The following is a 13781-nucleotide window of genomic DNA, read 5'->3' as shown; positions in this document are numbered from 1 at the left end:
AAGGTTCGTTATAAGCCCGGATGGGGAACCGTCTGGCTACCCGAGACCTTCTCCTGATAGAGATGATCAACGATGTAGTCGGCGGCGTGTTCGGCCCAGATATCGGCAGCGATGTACTGGTGATGCTCGTCCGGCAGGCAGATGGAGAGCATTTGGGTATTCACACCATTGCCCGGATCAAGCGCGACAGCATTCACCTCCGCCGGCAAGTCAGCGTTAAGCGAGCCAATCAGCCCCTCGATGGCGAATTTGCTGGCACAGTAAGGCCCCAGTCCCCACGAAGCCGAGCGCCCCCAACCGGAACTGATCGCGATGAACAGGCCCTGGCGACGGTCGAGCATCGATGGCAAAAAAGCATGCAGGGTATTGACGACCCCCAGCACGTTCACCTCCATCACTCGCGCCCAGTCCTGCAGGTTAATCTCCCACGCCGGCTTACGTTCGCTGATCACCCCGGCGTTGCACACCACGATGTCAACCGGACCGTCGCGCAACACGGCCTCTGCGAATTGCTGCATGTCCTGAGGCTCGGTGACCGAGGCGCAGTACAGCGCAGGATTGCCTTGCACCGCGCCGACAGGCGCGTCAACTGCAAGCTGGCAGCCATGAACCTGGTGGCCGCGTGCGGCCAGCGCATGGCCCAGGGCTTTGCCCAGGCCACGGCTTACGCCGGTGATGGCAATGGTGAGTGGCGCTCTTGCTTTCATTGTAAAAAGTCCTCCTTGACCCTCGAACAGCGTGCGTTGAACTGTGAAACAGGATTATCCGGTTGCAAATCAGGCACCTCTCCCGCCCGGTAATCGGCGGGCCAGTTGGCGCTCAAGGCTGAACGCCCGACCAGTGCATGGCCGCTGACAAAGATAAACGGCACCTTGCAGGTAATCGCAGCCTCGGCATCGGCAATGGCATCCCCCAGAAAGAGCGCCTGCGAAGCATCACACCCATATTGATCGAGCAGAGCACGAATGGCAGCAGTCTTGGAGGTGGGTGAGCCGATCACTCGTACCATGTAGCGATCGATACCGCTCACCCTCAACGCCTGGATAATTTCCTCTTCCTTTCCACCGCTCACCACTGCACATAGCACGTTGCCCTCTGCCAGTTGCGCCAGCAACTGCTGCGCCCCGGCCACCAAGGGTGCAGCGCTGTAATGGGTGCGCAGATAATCTTCATAACGTGAGATGCACGTCGCCAGGAAATGCTCGGCATCGGGGCCGACGGGCGCAATCAGTTGCTGGAAGACCTCAAAATGCCAGAGTCTGGGTCGTCCGAAGTTAAGTCTGAAACTTTCCTTGCAGCGATCGCGCAGCTTCTGCGAGTAATGCGCCAGTGCGTAATCGACCGCCGCCAGCTTCACGCCATTGGAGTCGAGCAACACGCCATCGCAATCGAAAAATACCAACTGCTTACCCACTAACCTATCGCCAAGCGTGACCCTGGTCATACGCGTACTCCGCACTTACCTGTACTGGTTGAGAATGTTCACATCAAACTTGTGCGATCCGGCGTGCCCGGCGATTCTGCCGACGATGTCGATGCGCTGCGCACCGCTTAACGGAGCACCTTCGAACAGTCTCTGTGCATAGGTGGGGTGGATGTTATGCCTGGCCTGACAACGGTAGGTCGGCGAGTACCCCCAGTTCGCTACTTGCCGCAGCGGCTCGATATGTTCGGCCAGAAAGTCTTCGCAGTGCGCCATCGGCTGCTGAGGCTTGAGTAACGCCAGGCTCTCTGTCGCCGCATTACCCGCTCCACGGCCGATGCCGGCAAAGGTACCGTCGACATACCGGGCCCCTGCCTGGACAGCAGCGTGGGTGTTGGCGACGGCCAGACCGTAGTTGTCATGCGCATGAAAGCCAAGCGGCAAGTCTGTCAGCTCGGCAGCGTTGCGAAATAACTGGTGCACCTGCCCCGGCAACATGCGGCCAAAACTGTCGGCAAAATACAGGGCAGCGATCGGTTCCTGGTCCAGGCCGTCGAGCCTATCGGCCAGTTGATCGCTCGATAGCTCGGCGACCTGCATCAGGTTGAGGATCACTGTCAGCTCATTGCCCTCCAAAGCCCGCGCCAATCTCACGCAAGCATCGAACTGGCTGCTCTTGGCCGCAATGCGCAGGATATCGATACGAAATGGCGCGCGGCGAACCGAGGCGAGTATCACGTCGGCCATTGCCTGGGGTGATTGCTCCAGCGCCGGCCCCGCGTCGATCATGACGGCCACTTTGACCTGATGCGGATCAATCAGCAGGCACTGCTGCTCCGTCAGTGACTCGGGCAATGCCTTATAAGACCCGTAATCAGCGCTATGCGAGAACGTATCGAGATTCAGGTAACCCAATTCGACGATGTCCACGCCAGTGGCGAGGCAAGTACCGAAGTACTGCCGAGCCATGGCATCGGAAAACCGCCAATCGGTCTGGAACCCACCATCGCGCAAGGTGCAATCCAGTAACGCGAATGACTGTTTTCGATCGGTCATTTTTGCTGGCCTGCCGTATCGACGCTCCAGTCGTACACCTGCTCCAGGCGCCACCAGTTCAATTCTGTCTGATTGCCGGCAATGCGTTTGAGCAACGGATTATCACCATGCATCTGGTCGTCCCACGCCTGCACTGCCGGATGGAAAGACAAGGCACGGCTGAAGTCACGCAGCGCATCAAACTCATCGTTGGCCTCTACCTGCATGAACAGCGTGCGGGGCGGCAAAAGATAAATCGACATGCGCTGCAAGCCGATTTCCTTGAGCACGCCGTGCTCACCGGCAATTTGTTGCGGCACGTCGCGGTGTAACGTCTTATACAAGGTTACTGCTTCGGCACTGGTCAACTCGATTGAAAAACCAAAACGCTTCATGTGTAACTTCCTTATTACTGGGTCACGAATTCAAGAAGTTGATCATAGACCTTTTCAACTTCGCAAAGTGTTTCCGGGTCCATGGTGAAATCAACCGGCGGACGAATTAATGTATTGCTCATTAAACGACGCCGCTTGAGCAAGTGCTTTGACAACTGCAAGTAACAATCGATACTCGCCATCATATGGCACATTAAATAAGACAACGGATAACCAATAGCCCTGGCGAGTTTTTCATCGCCATTTTGCAGCGCGCGCCATAATGCCACGGTAATTTCGGCGATTTCGGTCGCCGGAATAACGCCTGCCAACCCACGCTTATAAGTATCGACCAACATCATGCCGCCATCGCCTTCGAAGATCCTGGCCTCGCCGCCGGTGGCATCGCGCAACAGCGATACTTTGGGCGCGGTAGGTGCCGACTCCGGTTTGAACTGCACTTTCTGCGCCCCGAACGTCTTGAGCAGACGCGCCTGCACATCAATCGACATTGGACGCTTGGCAAGGGATTTGGCGTGGTGCACCAGCACCGGAACGCTGACGCTCTCGATCACATTGGCGAAGTAGACATACATCTGTTCATCGTCAAGTGCCCACATCGACGGGTGCATCACCAGCAATGCGTCACAACCTGCCTGCTCGGCCTGCCGCGAATACTCAATGGCCTGGGCGATGCTTTCGCCGCCCGTGCTCATGATCGCCACGCCTTTATCGCCCGTTTGCTCGGCGATCAATTCAGCGACGCGAAAACGCTCGGTAGTGGTCAACCGTGATACTTCCGAGATTTGCCCGATTACCACACCGTCACACCCCGTGTGCAGAATGTGTTCGATCTGGAGCCGCAGGGCTGAAGTATCCAGAGAAAGATCGCTGTTGTACGGAAGGATGGCGACCGGAAGGACACCATGAATTGAAGCGTTCGTCATATCTGATATTCCTTATCAAAGTTCGACGTTAACAAACAATAAGCCAGTCAAGAGTCCCACCAGACCAAAACGTTTGCTCACACTATCCAGTAGCGCAAGACCCGCTGCCGCATTACTTGGACGGGCAGTTCTATTTTCACTTCGATCAAATAATTTTCGCTTCAGAGATCATACAAATTTTTCAGAAATCTCTTACAGGACTTTCCTGTCATTCCGAAGTCGCAGCGAAGTTAATGGCCGGCGACTTTATTGTCCAACCGGCATATATTTCAAATTATTACAAATTACGCAAAGCACAGAATATTTTTTTTGCTTCAAAACTATCATTACTGTTTGTTTCATACATGTAACAAAAGTTGTACTCATGCAAGCGCGACAAAACAGAGAAGTACGTGCTTCTTCTTTTTTACGTTTTTTATTGTTGAGTTTTAACTAATGCTCAAAATCATGTTTTTTAGGCAGGCGAGCCGGGTTAATCCCTGGCCTGCGGATACAGCAGGCGTTCGGCCAATTCATCGGCCACTCGAGCGGGGGAGCGCTTTTCAGCCTGGGCATGGGCGTAGATTTCAGTGAGGCGCCTGCCGATGTTGGACAGGTGCGCGGTGATGCTCGACAACTCGGCGCCGCTGTGTTTGAGCGCGACGTAGATCAGCCCGCCGGAATTGATCACGTAGTCGGGCGCGTAGAGGATGCCGCGGCCTTCCAGCTGATCGGCGATGTCCAGGTGGGTCAGCTGTGCGCTGGCGGAGCCGGCCACGGCGGCGCAGCGCAGTTGGCCGACGCTCTGGCGATTGAGCACCGCGCCCAGGCCGCAGGGGGCGAGGATGTCGCACGGGGTGCTGAGCAAGGCGTCGTTGGCGATGGGGTGGGCGCCCAGTTGCTCCATGGCCAGTTGCACCTTGCCGTGGTCAATGTCGCTGACCAGCAGTTCGGCGCCCGCCGCATGCAGTTGTTCGGCCAGGGCGTAACCGACATTGCCCAGGCCCTGCACCGCCACGCGCAGGCCTTCGAGGTTATCACTGCCCAGGCGGGCCATGGCGGTGGTGCGAATGCCGGCAAACACGCCCATGGCCGCATGGGGCGCCGGGTCGCCGGCGGCGCTGGTGCTGGTGACGAAGCGGGTGTGTTGGGCGATGCAATCCATGTCGGCGACCGAAGTGCCGCTGTCGATGGCGGTAATGTAGCGCCCGCCCAGTTGCTCGACACAGCGGCCAAAGGCTTCAAACAGTGCGGCACGACTCTCCACATGGGCAGGGCGCAGGATCACCGCCGTGCCGCCACCCACCGGCAGGCCGGCCAGGGCGGCTTTGTAGCTCATGCCCTGGGCCAGGCGCGCGGCATCGGCCATGGCGGTTTCATCGTCGGGATAGGCCAGGTAGCGGCAGCCGCCCAGGGCAGGGCCCAGGCGGCTGTTGTGGATGGCGATGATCGCCTTCAGCCCGGTCACCGGGTCGACGCTCAGGTGCAGCGATTCCAGGCGGGTGCTGTGCATGAGCGCAAACATCGTCGTGCTCCCGAATCACTTCTGGTAGTGGCCCAAGTATAGGCTTGCGCTGGAAAAGTGCTGGATCGCACTGGAATAAGCCGCCCTAATTCGTGGGTTCTGTGACATAAGCGAGTGGGATATTTCTCAAGACGCTGGACGAAAATTCACAGCAAGGCTAAAACGAGAGCATCCGCCGGAGAATGCAATGAATCCCCGCCAAGCTTTTTTCGCCTGCCTGGAGCGTTCACCCCCTGCGCTGTTCGAAGCCGCGCTGTGGATTGCCGCCGAACACGACCACGCCGTGCAGCCGTTGCTGATCCTGCAGGAACTGGGCCTTTTGCAACAGCAGGTCAGCCTGGGCATGCCGGTGCTGCCGGCCGATGAGCTGGGCCAACCGTTGCTGCGGCGCATGAATGACCTGGGGTTTGCCCAGGATGACTTCACCCCGTTGCGCCCCGCCGCCGCCTTGCTCGATAAGGTGCTGCAGCGCAAGCGCGGGCAGCCCCTGGCCATGGGCCTGATCGCCCTGGAACTGGCGCGGCGCCTGGACATCCCCATGGTCGGGGTGAATTTCCCCGGCCACTTCCTGCTGCGGGTGCCCGGTGCCGATCACCTGCTCGACCCCTGTGGTGGCCGACGTATGTATCCCAACGACTGTCGCGACATGCTGCATCGCCAATATGGCCCGAATCTCAAACTGCAGGCCGAGCACCTGCACACCGCCGAGCCCCGCTCGATCCTGCAGCGGCTGTCACGCAACCTGCGCCAACTTTACCTGGCCAACGACGAACCGCTGGCCGCCCTGGTGGATGCCGAGCGCGTACTGGAACTGGGCAATGCCAGCGCCGCCGATTACCTGGCACGCGCCAGCCTGTATCAGCGCCTGGACTGCCCAAGCGCCGAGCGCTTCGACCTGGAGCACGCGTTGATGCTCAGCGAAGACCCGATCCAGCGCCTGCGCCTGACCGAGCGACTCGGCCATCTGCCACCCAACTCAGTGGTGCATTGACCCAACTCCCACTGTAGGAACGAGCTTGCTCGCGAAAAAAACCAGGACACCCCGTCTAACCAGGATGCCCGCGTTATCGTTAACGTTTTTCGCGAGCAAGCTCGCTCCTACAGCCAGGCAATGGCGTGTTCGGTGTAGTGGGTCCCGGCGAGCGCACCCGGATAATCAGCAACGCTGCAATCACCGCTGGAATCGCGCAGAAAAAGAAGATCTGCTGCACTGGTATATGCATCGCCAGCAACAGGCTGCCGAACAACGGCCCCAGGATTGATCCGAAACGCCCTACCCCCAGCGCCCAGCCTGTGCCGGTGGCGCGTACGTGCGCCGGGTAGAAATTGCTGGCGAACGCATTGAGGGTCAGTTGCCCGCCGATGATGCAGAACCCGGCGGCGAACACGCAGGCCACCAGGTAGCCTGGGTTGTCATGATTCAGGCCCAGCAACACGGTGCACACCGCCGCCGCTGCCAGCACGCCGGAGAGCAGTCGCACCTTGCTTTTCAAGCGATCGGCGAACCAGGCCATGCCAATCGCGCCCAACGTGCCGGCGAACAGGAACATCGAGGTCACCAGATTGGCCTGGTTCAGCGCCAGCCCGCTTTCGAGCAACAGCGAAGGCAGCCAACTGATCATGAAGTACAGCAGGATCAGGCTGACGAAAAAGGTCGCCCAGATCAGCGACGTCGGGCGTGCATAGCCATTGCGAAACAGTTCCAGCACCGTCAGTTGGCTGCCCTGCTCCTGGAGATGCTCGGCTTCGCTGGCCGGCGGCGGTTGCCAGTCGGGCAACATGCGCGCGGTAACTGTGCGCAAACGCAGGTAGGGCGGCGCATCCCGCAGCAAACGCGGCAGGGATTCGGGCAGCAACCACAGCAGGAACGGGAACAGCAGCAACGGCGTCACCCCTCCCGCCAGAAACACCGCCTGCCAACCAAAGCCATCGATGAACCCGGCTGCGACAAAACCACCCGCCGCGCCGCCGAACGAGAAACCACAGGCCGCCAGGGTGACCATGAAGGTGCGCATGCGTGGCGGTGAGTATTCCGACATCAGGGCCATGGCGCTGGGCATCGCGCCGCCCATGCCGATGCCGCAGATAAAGCGGGCAGCCATCAACGAGCTCAATGAATTGGCAAACACCATCAGTACGGTGAGGCTGGCGTAGATCAACACGCAGCCCAGCAGGATGCGTCGCACGCCGAACCGGTCCGCCAGCGGCGTCACCAGCAGCGAGCCTAGAGTCAGGCCAAGCAGATTGGCGCTGAACACCGGCCCGAACGCGGCTTTTTCCAGGCCCCAGTCCCTGGCCAGGGCCGGTACGACATAGCCCAGCACCTGGGCGTCGTAGCCATCGGTCACCAGCAGCAACGCCAGCAATAGAAGGATCAACCACTGGTAGCGCGACACCGGACGGGCGTCGAGTGCCGCGCGAAAGCTGGCAATCTGATTGTGCATCGCAAGGTACCTGTTTTATTTTTATGGGATGACGATGATAAAAGTGGGAGGGGGCTTGCCCCCGATAGCGGTGTGTCAGTTGCAAATTTATTGCTGATACACCGCAATCGGGGGCAAGCCCCCTCCCACATTTGGATCTATGCAGGTTTGAGTGCTAGGGGGTGTCAGGTTGATTGGCGGGGTGGGCCTGCACGAAGGCTGGATGCTGGGTAGCCAACGCCGCCACTCGACCAATACGCGGGTACGCACCCAACGGCACCTTGAAACGTTCGGCGGCATACAACTGGGGAATCAGAAACGCGTCCGCCATGCCCGGCTGCTCGCCAAAACAAAACCCTGTGTCGCCAATCAACTGCTCCACCGCGCCCAGGCCTTGGCTGATCCAATGGCCAATCCACTCCAGCAATTGCTCCTCATCGTGACCCCACTGGCGCAGCAGATTCTGGGTACTGGAGTTATGCAACGGATGGATATCGCAGGCAATGATCGACGCCACCGCGCGTTCATGGGCTCGAACAACCAGGTCTTTGGAAAGCAACGGCGCCTGTGGATAACACTCCTCCAGGTACTCGATGATCGCCTGTGACTGGATCAGCAGCGCCCCCTCGTCAATCCGCAAGGCCGGCACGCGCCCTTGCGGATTGATCGCCAGGTACTCGGGCTGGCGATTGGCGCCGCCGGCCGGCACCAGCAGATTGACCGGCACTGCCGTGAAATCCAGGCCCTTGAGAGCCAGGGCGATGCGCACCCGGTACGACGCGGTAGAACGGTAATACGTATACAGTTCCATGACCCTGCCCTCTCAGCGCGCGGCGACCACGGTACCGCGGCATTCACCGAAACCAATGGAGGCGAAGCCTTCACGATGGCAGCGGGCACGCAGGATGATTTCATCGCCGTCTTCGAGGAACTTACGCACCTCGCCGGATGCCAGCTCAATCGGCTTTTTGCCGCCTTCGGTGATTTCCAGCAGGCTGCCGAACTGCCCCGGCTGCGGGCCCGACAAGGTCCCCGAACCAAACAGGTCGCCAGCCTGCAATTGGCAACCGTTGACGCTGTGGTGCGCCACCATTTGCGCCACGGTCCAATACATATGCTCGGTGTTGCTCAAGGTCAGGCGATGGGCCGGCAGGTTCTGTTCACGCATTGATGCGGTGGTCAGCAGCACTTCCAACTCGATATCGAAGGCGCCGGCCTTCTGGTCGCGAACGTCCAGCAGGTACGGCAGCGGCTGCGGATCGCCGGCGGGACGCGGCGGTTGCGCCTTGCGAAATGGCTCCAGCGCTTCGGCCGTCACCACCCACGGCGAGATGCTGGTGATGAAGCTCTTGGACAGGAACGGCCCGAGCGGCTGGTATTCCCAGGCCTGGATATCCCGCGCCGACCAGTCGTTGAGCAAACAGAAACCGGCAATATGTTCGGCCGCGTCGCCAATGGCAATCGCATCGCCCATGGCATTGCCCTGGCCGATCCAGATACCCAGTTCCAACTCATAGTCCAGGCGCGCGCAGGGGCCGAACGTCGGCTCGGTCTGGCCGGCGGGCAAGGTCTGGCCTTTGGGGCGACGCACCTCGGTGCCCGAGGGGCGAATGGTCGAGGCACGGCCATGGTAACCAATCGGCACGTACTTGTAGTTGGGCAACAGCGGGTTGTCGGGACGGAACAGTTTGCCGACGTTCTGCGCGTGTTCGATACCGACGTAGAAGTCGGTGTAGTCATTGATCCTGGCCGGCAGGTGCATCTGGCAATCGGCGGCACGGTGCAACACCTGCGCTTCACGGGTTTGCAACGTGCTGCCTTCGGCCAGCAATTCCAGCAGGCGCTCGCGCAGGGCCACGCGGGGGCCGCGGCCGAGTTCGAAAAAGGCGTTCAGTTGGCCACCGGCGGTGGCTTCTACCGCTCGCCGGGCGTCACCGTCGAACTGGTCCAGTGCCGCGTGCAGGTCGAGAACCGCGTCGCCGATCGCCACGCCACTGCGCGGCGCCGAGCCATTGATGCTGAACACCCCCAGCGGCAGGTTTTGCAGGGGAAAGTCCGCGTGACCGTTGGCCGAGGCCACCCAGCTGCGGGTCTGCGTTGGTTGAGTCATGGGCTATCTCCGATTCGGGTTGAAGGTGGCGGGCAGCGCGGCCCAGCACGCGTCGTAAGAAGGCTGCAACTGCGGGCATTGCAAGGCGAACTGGGTGGGCCTAAGCACCTGGCTGGTCTCGAACATGAAAGCCATGGTGTTATCGATCTTGTGCGGTGCCAGCTCGGCATTGATCGCCCGTGTGCAGGTTTCGCCATCCGGGCCATGGGCGCTCATGCAGCTGTGCAGCGACGCGCCACCGGGCAGGAAGCCCTCGGCCTTGGCGTCGTAGGCGCCCTGGATCAGGCCCATGTATTCGTTCATCAGGTTGCGGTGGAACCACGGCGGCCGGAAGGTGTTCTCGGCCACCATCCAGCGCGGCGGGAAGATCACGAAGTCGAGGTTGGCCAGGCCATGCACGCTGGTGGGCGAGGTCAGCACGGTGAAGATCGACGGGTCCGGGTGATCGAAGCTCACCGTGCCGAGGGTATTGAAGCGGCGCAGGTCGTATTTGTATGGCACGTTGTTGCCGTGCCAGGCGACCACGTTGAGCGGCGAATGGTCGAGCTCGCAGGCCCACAGCTCGCCGAGGAATTTCTGCACCAGGGTGGTCGGTTGCTTGAGGTCTTCGTAGTGCGCGACCGGCGTCAGGAAGTCGCGCGGGTTGGCCAGGCCGTTGCTGCCGATCGGGCCAAGGTCCGGCAGGCGCAGCGGCGCGCCGTGGTTTTCGGCGACGTAGCCGCGTGCCTGGGCGTCGAGCAGTTCGACGCGAAATTTGAGACCGCGTGGCAACACCACAATTTCCAGCGGCTCGACTTCCAGCACGCCCAACTCAGTGGCAATACGCAACCGGCCCTGTTCGGGCACGATCAACCATTCGCCGTCGGCATTGAAAAACACCCGCTCCATCGACCGATTGGCGCGGTAGTGGTAAATGCTGATCCCTGAGGGTTTTTCCGACCCGGCGTTGGCCACCATCCCTGCGAGCCCGTCGATAAAGTCGGTCGGCTCACCTGGCACTTCCAACGGGTTCCAGCGCAACCGGTTGGGCGTCACAGCGCCCAGGGGCCCGCCGGCCAATTGCCGCTCCAGCTTGATAAAGGCCGGGTGGTTGGCCGACGGCTGGATGCGGTACAGCCAGGTACGCCGCGCTTCGCTGCGCGCCATGGTGAACGCGGTGCCGGAGAACAGTTCGGTGTACAGCCCGTAGGGCGCTTTCTGCGGCGAGTTCTGGCCAACGGGCAGTGCGCCAGGCAAGGCTTCGCTGGCAAATTCGTTGCCAAAGCCCGACAGGTATTCGAGGTTCATGGAGCGTCCTCTGGGTCAGTTGTTTTTATCGTAATCCAGTTACGCATAACGTAATTTGATCGCCGGGGAGCGTCAAGCTATAAAGACGCCCACTTATCTTTCGGATTCTCGCTCTCCCATGGAAAAGCCCCGCGACACCGGTAAACAGAAAGTCCGCTCGGCCGAGGTGGGCACCGATATCCTCAAGGCACTGGCACAACTGTCGCCGTCCACGTCATTGTCGCGCCTGGCCGACCATGTGCAGATGCCGGCGAGCAAGGTGCACCGCTACTTGCAGGCGCTGATCGCATCGGGCTTTGCCGAACAGAACCCCGCCACCAACCACTATGGCCTGGGCCGCGAAGCGTTGCGCGTGGGTCTGGCGGCGCTGGGCAGCATGGATGTGCTGAAGGTCGGTGCACTGCCGCTGGCGGAACTGCGCGATGAGTTGAATGAAACCTGCTTTCTGGCGGTGTGGGGCAACCAGGGGGCAACCGTGGTGCAGATCGAGCCGGCGGTGCGCGCCGTCACGGTGGTGACGCAGTTGGGGTCGGTATTGCCGCTCTTGAGCTCGTCCACCGGGCTGGTGTTCAGCGCCTACCTGCCGTCGCGGGAGACCGTGGACTTGCGTGAGCGCGAGATCCAGGCCGGCACCGCCCACGCCTTGGCAGACGATGCGGCCTACGCCACCCTGCGCGAACAGATCCGCAGCCGTGGCCTGCACTTTGTGCATGGTTTGCTGATGCCCGGGGTGGATGCGTTATCAGCGCCCGTGTTCAACGCGACCGGGCACGTGGCGGCGGTCATGACCGTTGTCGGTCCCACCTCGCTGTTCCACGCCGATGAAGACGGCCCGGCGGCGCAGCATTTGCTGGCGGCGACCCGGGCCGTGAGTTGGCGCATGGGCTATCAGCCCTGAATCAATCGTCCCAGCGCGACAGCGCCACTGCCACACGATCTTCCAGCGTCTTGACCTGCGCGCCGGCCACCACGTAGTTGTTGCTCAGCATCGAGAACACCAACCTGCGCCCGTGGGCGTCGGTCACGTAGCCGCTCAATGACGAAACACCGGTCATGGAGCCGGTCTTGGCGTGCAGGTTGTTTTCGGCCGGGGTGCCGCGCAGGCGATAGCCGAGGCTGCCACCGGTCATGCGGTCGGTGTTGCCGGCAATCGGCAGTGCGTCGTACCAGGCGGTGAACCACGGCTGTTTGCCGGCGGCCAGCAGCAGGTCGGTGAAGGTTTGCGACGACACCAGGTTGCGCCGCGACAGGCCGGAGCCGTCGACCTGGCTGAACGTGGCGGTGTCCAGCCCCTGGCGTTTGAGAAAGCCGGCCACGGCAACTGCGCCCGCCGCCGCCGTGCCGCTGTTGGCGGTCTGGCGCCCCATGGCCTTGAGCAAGGCTTCGGACATGCTGTTGTTCGAGAGTTTGAGCAGCGGCACGATTAACGCCTGCAACGGCGCCGATTGGTGCTCGGCCAGCATCGTCACCGCCGCCGGACTCGCCCCGCCCATTACGCGACGCCCCTGCACCGTAATGCCCTGTTGCGCCAAGGCCTGTTCAAACAGATTGGCCACCAGTTGCGTCGGCTCCCAGACGCTGATCAGCTGCTGATTCTGCCGTCCCGCTGCCACCGCGCCGCTGAGCCGCAACAGGTTGGTGCCATGCCGGCGATTGATCCCATAGCTGTTGCCCGGCCCACTGACGGCGCGATTGCTCAATTGCAGGTAGTCGGTGGGCGGATAGATATCGACACTCACGGGCTGGCCAACCCGCACCGGCGCCCTGGCGGTGACCAACACGCTGCCGGCATCGAAATCCGTATTGGGCGACACCGTCAGCGCGGAAATCTGCGCGCCGTAGTAGGTAGTTTCATCATCATGGGACCAGTCCACACCCAAGCGCTCAGCATCGAACCAGGTGTCGTCGAACACCAGGTCGCCCTGCACCTGACGCACGCCCTGGCTGGCCAATTGCGCCGCCAGCGCCTGATAGTCGGCGTACTGCAGGGTCGGATCGCCCAGGCCGCGCAAATATAGGTTGCCGGTAAGACGATCGCCCTGGCGGGTGCCATCGCTCAACAGTTGCGTGGCGAAGCGGTAGTTCGGGCCCAGCACATCCATGGCTGCGGCGGTGGTCAGCAGTTTGAGGTTGGAGGCGGGCACCAACCGTGTACGGGGGTTGTGCTGATAGAGCGTGCTGCCAGTGCGGGCGTCGCGCACCATCAGCGAGACGGTGGCGCCTTGCAGCGCCGGGTCGCTCAACAGCTTATCCAGGGTTGCCGGAGTGGAGGTCGGGGAAACGCTGGCGCAGCCGCCCAGTAAAAAGCTCAAGCCGACCAGCAGGGTGCTGGTGTGTAACCATTTTGCGAAATGCATCAGTCGCGTTTTCCATAAGCATCGAATGTCGGCAACGCTAACAGCTCAGGTGCCAATGTGGGAGGGGGCTTGCCCCCGATGGCCATAGGTATCTACACAATTTTGGTGCGACACCGCACCTGTGGCGAGGGAGCTAACACGTATCTACCTGACGCTCCGAGGTCCAAATGTGGGAGGGGCGGTGCGACGATTCGACTTGCCCCCGATGGGGGCCTCTGGGCTTGCCGGGATGTTGGATTGGACCGAGTACATATCCGTTTCTGCGGTAACGGCTGCTATGGGTTCCGCTTTTACAGCGGCTCACTTTTGAAAAGCGCAAAA

13 protein-coding genes are annotated in these 13781 nt (G+C 61.0%); 2 read left to right on the top strand and 11 right to left on the bottom strand.

The window, feature by feature from the left end:
* Positions 1–8 precede the first annotated feature (8 nt).
* The 6 genes from BFP89_RS13105 to BFP89_RS13080 form a co-directional block, all read right to left on the bottom strand.
* Entirely contained in the window at positions 9–707 is a 699-nt protein-coding gene (locus tag BFP89_RS13105; protein ID WP_065885899.1) for an SDR family oxidoreductase, read from the bottom strand.
* Positions 704–1444 carry an HAD family hydrolase gene (locus BFP89_RS13100; RefSeq protein WP_083208052.1) on the bottom strand — a complete coding sequence of 247 codons (741 nt, stop codon included), beginning with the start codon at positions 1442–1444 and terminating at the stop codon, positions 704–706. The genes BFP89_RS13105 and BFP89_RS13100 overlap by 4 nt, the downstream gene beginning before the upstream one ends.
* 15 nt (positions 1445–1459) lie before the next feature.
* On the bottom strand, positions 1460–2479 hold the full coding sequence (locus BFP89_RS13095; protein WP_065885897.1) for a homocitrate synthase: 1020 nt from the start codon (positions 2477–2479) through the stop codon (positions 1460–1462).
* A complete protein-coding gene (locus BFP89_RS13090; protein ID WP_057724692.1) occupies positions 2476–2853 on the bottom strand; it encodes an L-rhamnose mutarotase in 378 nt (125 codons plus the stop codon). The genes BFP89_RS13095 and BFP89_RS13090 overlap by 4 nt, the downstream gene beginning before the upstream one ends.
* 14 nt (positions 2854–2867) lie before the next feature.
* On the bottom strand, positions 2868–3779 hold the full coding sequence (locus BFP89_RS13085; protein ID WP_065885896.1) for a dihydrodipicolinate synthase family protein: 912 nt from the start codon (positions 3777–3779) through the stop codon (positions 2868–2870).
* Positions 3780–4251: 472 nt separating this feature from the next.
* Complete coding sequence (locus tag BFP89_RS13080) at positions 4252–5283, bottom strand: Leu/Phe/Val dehydrogenase (RefSeq protein WP_065885895.1); 1032 nt, start codon at positions 5281–5283, stop codon at positions 4252–4254.
* A 187-nt stretch (positions 5284–5470) separates the two neighbouring features.
* On the opposite strand from BFP89_RS13080, the gene BFP89_RS13075 reads away from it, so the two are divergent.
* On the top strand, positions 5471–6274 hold the full coding sequence (locus BFP89_RS13075) for a SirB1 family protein (protein ID WP_065885894.1): 804 nt from the start codon (positions 5471–5473) through the stop codon (positions 6272–6274).
* 79 nt (positions 6275–6353) lie between these two features.
* On the opposite strand, the gene BFP89_RS13070 is transcribed toward BFP89_RS13075, so the two are convergent.
* The 4 genes from BFP89_RS13070 to hmgA form a co-directional block, all read right to left on the bottom strand.
* Positions 6354–7727, bottom strand: a complete 1374-nt coding sequence (locus BFP89_RS13070; protein WP_065885893.1) for an MFS transporter — start codon at positions 7725–7727, stop codon at positions 6354–6356.
* Between the two features lie 154 nt (positions 7728–7881).
* Positions 7882–8517 carry a maleylacetoacetate isomerase gene (maiA, locus tag BFP89_RS13065; RefSeq protein ID WP_065885892.1) on the bottom strand — a complete coding sequence of 212 codons (636 nt, stop codon included), beginning with the start codon at positions 8515–8517 and terminating at the stop codon, positions 7882–7884.
* A gap of 12 nt (positions 8518–8529) precedes the next feature.
* Complete coding sequence (fahA, locus tag BFP89_RS13060) at positions 8530–9816, bottom strand: fumarylacetoacetase (RefSeq protein ID WP_065885891.1); 1287 nt, start codon at positions 9814–9816, stop codon at positions 8530–8532.
* Between the two features lie 3 nt (positions 9817–9819).
* The gene (gene hmgA / locus BFP89_RS13055; RefSeq protein ID WP_065885890.1) at positions 9820–11103 is read right to left on the bottom strand and encodes a homogentisate 1,2-dioxygenase; all 1284 of its coding nucleotides are present in this window, start codon (positions 11101–11103) and stop codon (positions 9820–9822) included.
* A 118-nt stretch (positions 11104–11221) separates the two neighbouring features.
* Here hmgA and BFP89_RS13050 point away from each other — a divergent pair, with 118 nt between their 5' ends.
* Complete coding sequence (locus BFP89_RS13050) at positions 11222–12001, top strand: IclR family transcriptional regulator (protein ID WP_065885889.1); 780 nt, start codon at positions 11222–11224, stop codon at positions 11999–12001.
* Position 12002: 1 nt separating this feature from the next.
* Here BFP89_RS13050 and dacB read toward each other — a convergent pair whose 3' ends face one another.
* Positions 12003–13460, bottom strand: a complete 1458-nt coding sequence (gene dacB, locus BFP89_RS13045) for a D-alanyl-D-alanine carboxypeptidase/D-alanyl-D-alanine endopeptidase (protein WP_065885888.1) — start codon at positions 13458–13460, stop codon at positions 12003–12005.
* Positions 13461–13781: the final 321 nt, after the last annotated feature.

Origin of the sequence: Pseudomonas sp. 31 R 17, assembly GCF_900004915.1 — a bacterium.
In the GTDB taxonomy this organism is placed as follows: domain Bacteria; phylum Pseudomonadota; class Gammaproteobacteria; order Pseudomonadales; family Pseudomonadaceae; genus Aquipseudomonas; species Aquipseudomonas orientalis_A.
This window is presented reverse-complemented; position numbering and strand designations above follow the sequence as displayed.